The following is an 8,885-nucleotide window of genomic DNA, read 5'->3' on the forward strand; positions in this document are numbered from 1 at the left end:
GCCGGCGCGGGTTCGCGTCCTTTGCGCTTTTGGAAAACTCGCGCAAAACGGAACACGCCCCGCGCCGCCAGGCTTCACCGGTTCTCTCACGGTTTGGCGGCGCGGGTTCGCGTCCTTTGCGCTTTTGAGAAGCTCGCGCAAAACGGAACACGCCCCGCGCCGCCAGGCTTCACCAGTTCTCTTACGGTTTGGCGGCGCGGGATCGCGCCCTTTGCGCTTCTACGTAAGTCGCCCGCAAGACGGAACGCGCGCGCCGCTTTACTTGATGCGATGAGGCTACGCGCGCACGCCTTTGCGGGCTATCTGGAACGGCGGATCTCTACAAGGTCGCCAATGCGGATTCCAAACTCCTGCACGAGACCGGCCGGCAGCTCCAACGTGGACTCCGCGCGCAAGCAGATCGCCACGCGTTTCGGCGCCAGCGCGGACCGGAGGCTGCGGATTCGTAGCGTGCGATCGAGGAAAACGACATCGATAGGAAAGGCCATCCCGAACGTGTGAATCGCTTCGCAGGGATTTAGCCAAAAGCCATGGCCGGGCGGCAGCGATTTGCGTCCCAGCAGGCCTTCGCGGCGCTCAGCGCTTGTGCGCGCGAAAACGATGTGCTTGCCAAGGCACACATCGCGTGCGGCGATCCGCGCTTCAACGTGAACGGCGCCTGCCTTCATCCTTAGCTTGGAAGTGCGCGGCGGCCGATTGATTTCTCTCACCGGAAGGATTAGTCTCTGATCCCTTGTGCCAGCAAACGATGAAATAGGTGCTCGCCGGCTTCACGCCGCACCGATAGACGGCCGGCGCCATAAGCCCGCGATGACAAGCCGCGCTGCACGGCTTCGCAGACGGCGACATCTTCCTGCTGCACAACGTCACTTACCGCGATACTCTCTTCCGAACTAACACTGGCCGACGAGTTGAAGTAGAAATCGAAAATGACGCGTGTCCGATCGATTCCGAGTGGTAGCACCAGGTTCGTGTCCATAACACCTTCATATATGTTGATCATGAAGTTGGGAAAGAGCCAGTAATAATATGCGCGGTCGCCCGTTCGCGTTGCGCCGAACTCATCCTGGGCGCTGGCAATCGGGCTCGATTGAAGGCAGTAACGTTCGCCGTTCTCTATTGTGTAGTGCGCGTAATCAAGAACGCTATTCAGGCCTTTGTGTAAGTAGGGAACGTGGTAGCCGCCGTCGAGGTAATTGTCGACGTATACCTTCCAATTACAAGCCAGTGTGTATTCGCGGCGCGAATGAAAGCGCAGCGCCGAGAGATTTAGCGGCTCGATGCGCGTTGGGAGATCGCCAAGATAGCTCTTCAGGGATGAACCTGCTTGTGAAAGCGATACGAATACGAACTGCTCCCAGACGGCAACTCGAACCGGAACTAAGCCGTTTGAGCGTCGGTCAAAGTTGCAGACCCCGGTGAAATCCGGCGTACCTTTCAGCGAGCCGTCAAGGCCGTAAGTCCAGCCGTGGTAGGGGCACCGGAAGAGTTGCGTGTTGCCTTCCGCGCTCGTTGCGACCGCGGCCGCGTGGTGGCGGCATACGTTGAAGAAACCGCGCAGGACGCCGTCGCTGCCTCGGACGATCACCAGCGGTTCGCCTGCGATCTCTACCGTGAAATACTGGCCGGGCTTTTCTACCTGGCCGCTACGTCCTGCAACCTGCCACCCGCGGCCGAAAATGCGCTCTCTTTCCAACTCCAGGATGCGCGGATCTGTGTACCACGCGGCAGGTAAGGTGGACGCGAGTTCCAGCGGAACCGTGTCATCATAAGCGGAAAGGATCGTAGAAAGCTCGGCATTTTTCAAGCGGGTAACTCCTTGCGCCTGGTAGAACCGGCATAGACTAGGACCCCGATCGCCACTAACGCAACGGTCGATCCAATGGTCTTGAATAGAGTAAGTGATTTGTTCGGATCATCTTCGGCCGGAATCGCTGAGAGAATCAAGGTGACTATCGTGGTCAGCAGGCCGACTGAAGCCAATACACGCAGCCATACGCCGCCAACCTGCCTCAGACGAATGACCGCTAAGAACAGAAAGACGTACGGGATGAAGTAAGTCAGGATGCTCATACTCACAAGCACGTCATAAGCGCCTTTGACGCTGGTTCCCGCCTGACCGAGAAACGCGAACAGTATCCCTGCCGCGCCATAACTCACGATCGCAATATACGGGGTCCCAAATCGGGGGTGAACACGCCCGAACACCGGGGGAAGATGCGCATCCAGACCCGCTACAAACGGCAGGCGCGCAGTTGACGTAAGATAGGCGCTCGCTGAACCGATGTTACTCATCGCCACCAGTATGGCGATAGCCGGCACAAGCACGGCCATTCCGAATGCGCCGCACATCTGGTCGAGGGCGAGCATGAATCCGCCCAGCCCGCGGATCCGTTCCGCCGGTAGCGCGACTAACATCGCGATCGTCCCACCGATGTAGCCGATCGTAATTAGTACACCGCCGAGAAGCAGAGCGCGCGGAATGTTCTTGCGCGGGTTCTCGATCTCTTCGCCCATAAACGACGCGGCCTCGCAACCGCCGAACGCGAACGCGATGGTGGACCAGAATACCGCGTCATTGAAGCCGGATCGCGGAATCAGGCTGCGCGCCGTGAAATGTGTTGCCGGTCCGAATCGAGCAAGAGTGAATCCGGCGAGAACCACAAGTACAAAGACGGGAATCCAAACGCCGAAAGCACCGAGGTTACTTAGCCATTTGCTCCAGTTAAGGCCAACAACGTTCAACCCGGTAATCAGGACCAGGCACAAGACCGAAAACAGCATGTAGTAGATTCGGCTCCCCTCGGTTGCGCCGCGGCCATGGTTGGAGGCAAAGAGTAAGCTACCCGCCGCGAAGTAAAGCACCGCTGGAAAGTAAGGCAGGTTGCTCATCCAATAGGTCCAGCCGGCGATGAATCCGGCGAAGTCTCCGAAAGCGATCCGCGTCCAAACGTATAGGCCGCCCTCCTGCGGAAACGAGCGCGACAGCATGAGCACGCATGAGGCGAGAGGCACGAAGAAAGCAGCCCACGCAAATACCCATAAGGTGATCGCGCCCGGACCCGTTGCCGCCGCTGTGGCGATCCATCGCAGACTTAGAGCGCTAATGACGTAGAACAGCGTCAGGTCCAGAAATCGAATACGCCGCTTGAGCATGGGAAGCGAATCATCATGATCGCAGTTCGTCTTTATCGCAGTGAACGGCGCGAGATAATATTTGGGTTGCCCGCCATTAACACGACCGCGCTTCGCCCCGCAGGCATGATTGTCTGGTCAGCCTTGCTGCTGGTGTTTCTGCTGGGAACGTTCCGCGCGACTCTGGTGGGATTGTCGGACTGGTATTTTCGGATCGGGACCCAGCCCGAAATCGAGCGTGCCATTCACTACATGCCCTCGAATGCGCGTTATCACTACTACGACGCGTTAGCGATCGAGCAGAATAAACCCACTTCACCCGACATCGCCCGTCAGTTCGAGCAGGCCGTGCGGTTGAATCCGCGTTTTTCCGACGCCATGCTGGCGTGGAGCGTTGAACTGGAACTCGCCGGCCAGCGTGCCGCTGCGGAAGCCCTGTTGGATCGCGCGCAGGATATCGATCACCTGCTGCGTCCTTCCTGGGCGCTCGCCAACTTTTATTACCGGACCGGGAATGAAGCGAAGTTCTGGGCTGAGGCTCAGAATTGCTTCCGGCTCATGTCCCGAACGGGAGTGATGGAGGGTCGCTTCGCCTTGGTTCCGGTGTTCAACCTTTGTTGGAATGTCACTCAGGATCCAAGCACGATTCTGACTAAGGCCATTCCGAATGACCGGGTGATTCAAGGTTATTATCTCGGTTACTTACTCAACACGAACCGGTTCGAAGCCGCAAAACAGGTTGCGGCGCTTCTGCTGCCTAACGCGCAGCCGATAAATCAGCCATTCCTGTTCGCTTACTGCAATTCGATGATCGCGCTGGGTGAAATTGCGTCTGCCGTACAAGCCTGGAATGCGATGTCGGCAAGTCACCTGATCAACTTCGCGCCGCTGAATCCCGCAGCGAATGTATCGCTTACTGACAGCCGATTCTCGGCGCCGCCTACAGGCGTGGGATTCGATTGGCGCGTCCGCGTTCCCGAGTCTGTTCGCTTCCGGTTTACGGACGGCAGCCCCGGTTATCAGTTCACCTTCAATGGATCGCAGCCGGAAGCTTTCGACCTTATCAGCGAGATCATCCCGGTCGTTCCCGGGCGAACTTATCAAGTCACGAGTAACGCGAAAGCTGATTTCGATCCTTCCGCGAGCGGAATCCGTTGGTCTGTCTGGGACTACCGCTCAAACCATCAGATCGGCGCTCAGGGCGACGGACATCTCCTGAAATTCGCGGTTCCCAACAACGTGTCAGCATTGGAACTTCGGCTATCGTATCAACGGCAGATGGGAACCTTAATGCTGAAAGGTGACTACGACCTGAATCAGGTTACCTTGAAGCAATCGCCCTAGCTATTGGATTACCTGCCAGTTGGCATTGTCGCTTTCAACTTTTCGTGTCGTGTACTGCGTGGTGATCTGAGCTGACGATGCGCCGTCTACCGTCTGTCCGCTGATCGTACTGAGAATACAGGCGTTCGCGGACGAATCGATCTTTTTCACCTGGAAGGACCGGCCCTGAATGCCGATCGCGCTCGGAAGTGTAACGGCGACGGGGCCGCCCGTGGCGTTGCACAAAACAACGCTGTCCCCCATTGTCAGCGAGTAGTTCGCTGTTTTGGCGGCGATCGACTCGCGAATTCCGCCGACGTTTAAAGTGCCGGAAGTTAGAGTGTTGAGTTCGGACTGGACGTAGCCCGCAATCAGCTGCTGGCCGGCGTTGGTCGGATGGATTCCGTCGGACTGGAAGTAAGTCTGATTCATCCAGGCTCCATCGGCGGTAAGATTCGGATCGTTCAGCACGCCATAGGCGAAGGCATCCGCGATAGTCGACCAGTTCGAAACCAATAGCTGGTTGTATTGGTCGTGCAGCGCATCGCAAGTCGTGCCTTGATACGAGCCGGTTCGTGAAAGCATTGGAATAATCACCGTCTTGGCGCCCTGGCTTCGCATGTACCGCGAAAGTGCAACCATCTTCTGGAAAGTCTGCACCGCGGTAAGAGTCAGAGGAGACACCGAGCACAGATCGTTCGTTCCGGCGAATAGCCAGGCGATATTGTCCTTTCCGCTCGGGTTGAAGGCCGTCGCGAATTTCGGCTCCGCGATCACGATATTGGAGAGGTATTCACTCGCCATCCCCATGTTCCAAATCTGAAAAGCGTCGTTTAGACCGGTCATCATCCCATTACTGCAAGCCGGCGTGGCGCCCTTGCCCTCGGTGATAGAGTCTCCGAGGCACACAAGGTTATTAACAGTCGTGGTGGGCGTGTACTTACCGCGGACAACACCTCGATAGCCGACCCAATTGTTCACCGCGGCATCGTTCTGAGCGACTTCGGCCGGGGTCAACTCCCGGTTATAGAAGAGCACCCGGTATATGGTTCCGGTCATCTGGCCGCTGATGTTATTGCCCCCTAGCATCAAGGGACCGGTTCGGGACGGCGGCAGGTTCCCGCCGCGAGAGTAGTAGGTTACATTGCAGTTGGCCCCGATACAGATCGTGTCGTTACTCGGATCGAGCACATAAGTGAACAGGTTGGGGCCGATCGCGGCGTCTACTTCCTGCGTCGGCGGATTCCCGACCCATGCGCCGTATAAACCGCAGCATAGCGGCGTCTCGGAAAGAACATTTCCCCAAAGTAAAATGCTGGATCCGGCCGATAAGTAAGTTTGCACCTGGGCATTGTTGTTGTAGTTGTTCGGTATGGACATGTCCGCGTAAATCTGGATGGTCTGCAGGCTGTTCAGTACAGCGGCCGGTAACGTCACCGGGTTATTTGTCGATGTCGCCCACGTTAAGCCGAGTGACGTCCAAGCCGGGTTCCCCCCGGTAGGTACCGTTCCCGCGTTTCCGCTGCCGGAGCAATCGGGGAGCACGCCGCCCGAACCAATGCTCCCGTCGCAATTACTCATCCAGTAGTCCGCAATCAAGCCGTTCCCGACGACTCCATACGCGTTTTGGAATACACCTGCGCTGTTGCACTGTTTGAGCGCCTCGCGCTGTTGGTCCGATGAGATATAGAGTTCCCCTGTAAGGCATGCCGCCGGCATATTAGAGACCGGTCCCGTTTTCACCGGCATGGTGTGAGTTGCCGCGGTAGAACTCTGTGTGCCCGCAGTGAACATGTTGGTCTGATCGGTGTACACAGTCGTCGGGAATTGCTGTAACTTAGTTGACGTTCCGCCGATATTGGTGAACGCAGGCTGCGCGCATACCGGGCCCCCCGAGGAGTTATCCGCGGTTTGGAACTGATTCGCGGGACACGGCCCGGTGCTCGCCTTCGCGCTAAAAGTATTCCAGTCGGAGGCCGCAAGGTACCCGCTCGTCAAACTAGTGGCCGTCGGTAGCGCGATTTGCGTCCGCGCTCCCGCCGTGTCGTCGGTAACTGTGAAGGGAGCGATAAAGTTGATTGTGGATCGCGCATTCACCTGTACTCCGGCGCCCTGAATATAGGAGTAGATGTTAGGAATTCCGGTCAGTTTGGTCCAGGCAAACGAAGTCAGCCAGGATGGGTTGGGGTAGCTTTGTGTCTGGTCGACCGCATTAGTGACCAGGGATGCCGTGTAATCGCCTGCCTTCGCGGTGACCGCGCTGCCCGTTCGTCCGAAAACCGAGTTCACCGGATTCACCCAGCCATAACCCGCCGCTGACGCCAGACACGTGGAGAGGATGTTCGGCACAGCAGTCGTATTCAGCCAAAGCCGCCCCACGCTGCCGGCCGTCGTACAGCCTGGATCGCTCGCATGGGAGGCAATCTGTATTCCGGAGGGAGATATCGAGAACTGGTTCGTCGGAGCGTACGGGGTGAGGTACGTCAGGTTTGTGTCCGCGAAAAAGTTTAGGTTTCCATCCTTAAACGTGAGGAAATTGGCGCCCGTCCCCGCTCCCGCCCCGTAGAAGTTAGACAGATCCACGGTAAATGCACCCGAACCGATACCCGCCCAGGACGCGTCGTTGGACGCTCCGTTTCCGATTAACTGCAATCCTCCCATCGTGTAGCCCTGGGTCGGAACCCCGTTTAGAGTCAGGCCGCTTTTTTGAATGACGATTCCGGGAGCCTGTGTTTGGAGAACCAGATTGTTGTTGACGTCCGGCGTTAAGCTCGCGCCCCCTACGGTGACACTGTCGCTTTTGAAATTATGTATGTAGTTCGTTACGTTGCGCGCTGAGCTGATCACGTTCTCGGTAGTTAGTACGCCTCCGGTTACGTGTAGCGGAACAAAAAAGTCGGTAATCGATATTCCCAGAATGTCGTCTTGAATATTGATGGGAGTATTTGCCGTATAGGAAGTAGTAACCAGGCCGCCCGCCGACTGGTTCGTGAAATGAACGTTGGTGTTGACGCTCGCCTGCCCCCAGATGTTCTCGAGATGAGCGAAAGATCCCGTATCGATGCGGATGCAATCGTGCATGTATTCGCAGTGAATATCGCCAATCTCGGCTTCGGACCCGTTCTCGAGCAGGACACCCGTTCCCGTAGTTGGGGTGCTGCTGGTCGGGTCGTAGTATCCGTCGAAGCTTATGCCGTGGATGGTGTTGCGGCTGGTGGCCCAGCTTAGATGGATGGCGATTGCGGCGTCCGCAATGGAGGCTTGGCACGACGAGCCGCCGAGGTTGACCGAACTGGTGTTTTGCACTCCGAAGCCTTCCAGGTCCAGGCCATATTTCACAAATCCGAGTAAGTCGACGTTCTGTAGGTAGCTGTCTTCCTGCATGGACTGAGAAGCAACGGCAGTCGACCCGAGAATACAAGAGGCGTTTACGGTCAAATCTTCGAGCGATGAGTGCTGCGTGGGCTGCGCGCCCGCCGGAAGAAAAGGTCCGTTGAGTACATAGGGCGGCCCCATCTGAATCACCGGCGTGTTCTGGGGAAAGCTCGTCGCCGCGACACCGGTGTTGATCGCAACGATGGTTGATGAAAAGGCGTCGTGCCCAATCAGCCGGGCGCCGTTAGGAACGATCAGCTGACTCTTAATCGCGCAGCCTCCCGGAAACGGGCGGGTAGGAAGCATAACGATGGAGCCTCCTCCGGCGCCCCCGTTATAGAGCGCGGCTTGGATCGCGGCGCTATCGTCGGTCCAGAGAGCGGGGTTACTTGGGTTCTTCCAGATGTCGCACACCGCGCCGAACTCTTCCACGCTGACCGTCTGGGTCAACTTAACAGCCATCGGGATCGGGATCGAACCGTAGCCCGCGCCGGTGTATTGCAGGTTGGATGTCCAGCCGGTATTCGATGGCGAGCCGGTGCCTCCGTTAGCTACGGCGACCGTTGGGAGATTCGTTGCCGGAACGTGCGCATTACTATCCAGTGGAGCGTAGCCATTCACCGCCCCTCGGCTTGTACTGAGCTCGCAAGTCGAACACGCAATATCGACGCGGCTCTGACCGGCATTCGTTGCGGCGCTTAATGGAGCAGCGAAGTTGAGGGCGTTTTCCGAGGTGATGTTGGCTCCACTGTTCTCGATTCCCAAGGAGGACACTCCACCCACTGGGTTCCAAATCGCTGAGTTAGTGCCGGGGGTTACGTTCGTATTCGCGGCTACCGCGACATAGAGAGTGCCGTTGTAAGAGACGGTGTTGAGGGCAGCATAGGTTGAGCTAGCGGACCAGACGCCTTTGGCTGTCAATGCCTGACCGCTGGCGCCGGTCGCGCCGACCGGTCCTTGCGCTCCCTGCGGTCCCGTGGGACCGGCCGCGCCGGCCGAGCCTTGATTTCCCTGAGCGCCTTGAATACCCTGCGGCCCGATCGGTCCGGCAG

The 8,885-nt window shown here is 57.7% G+C and carries 5 protein-coding genes; 1 reads left to right on the forward strand and 4 read right to left on the reverse strand.

What is annotated here, in order from left to right:
* Positions 1 to 299: 299 nt before the first annotated feature.
* The 3 genes from H1Y01_RS07720 to H1Y01_RS07730 are packed head-to-tail and all read right to left on the reverse strand — an operon-like array spanning position 300 to position 3,156.
* Positions 300 to 668 carry a DUF192 domain-containing protein gene (locus H1Y01_RS07720; protein ID WP_180539865.1) on the reverse strand — a complete coding sequence of 123 codons (369 nt, stop codon included), beginning with the start codon at positions 666 to 668 and terminating at the stop codon, positions 300 to 302.
* Positions 669 to 718: 50 nt separating this feature from the next.
* Positions 719 to 1,807, reverse strand: a complete 1,089-nt coding sequence (locus H1Y01_RS07725; RefSeq protein WP_180539866.1) for an aromatic ring-hydroxylating oxygenase subunit alpha — start codon at positions 1,805 to 1,807, stop codon at positions 719 to 721.
* A complete protein-coding gene (locus H1Y01_RS07730) occupies positions 1,804 to 3,156 on the reverse strand; it encodes an APC family permease (RefSeq protein WP_180539867.1) in 1,353 nt (450 codons plus the stop codon). Before H1Y01_RS07730 ends, H1Y01_RS07725 begins: the two co-directional genes overlap by 4 nt.
* A gap of 66 nt (positions 3,157 to 3,222) precedes the next feature.
* Here H1Y01_RS07730 and H1Y01_RS07735 point away from each other — a divergent pair, with 66 nt between their 5' ends.
* Positions 3,223 to 4,479: a hypothetical protein gene (locus H1Y01_RS07735; RefSeq protein WP_180539868.1), complete on the forward strand. Its 1,257-nt coding sequence runs from the start codon at positions 3,223 to 3,225 to the stop codon at positions 4,477 to 4,479.
* Here the strand turns inward: H1Y01_RS07735 and H1Y01_RS19805 are convergent.
* Positions 4,480 to 8,885 (reverse strand): GDSL-type esterase/lipase family protein (locus tag H1Y01_RS19805; RefSeq protein WP_301331912.1); only part of this gene is annotated, 4,406 nt, incomplete at its 5' end.

The sequence above is a fragment of the Nevskia soli genome (assembly GCF_903970205.1).
In the GTDB taxonomy this organism is placed as follows: domain Bacteria; phylum Acidobacteriota; class Terriglobia; order Bryobacterales; family Bryobacteraceae; genus Bog-113.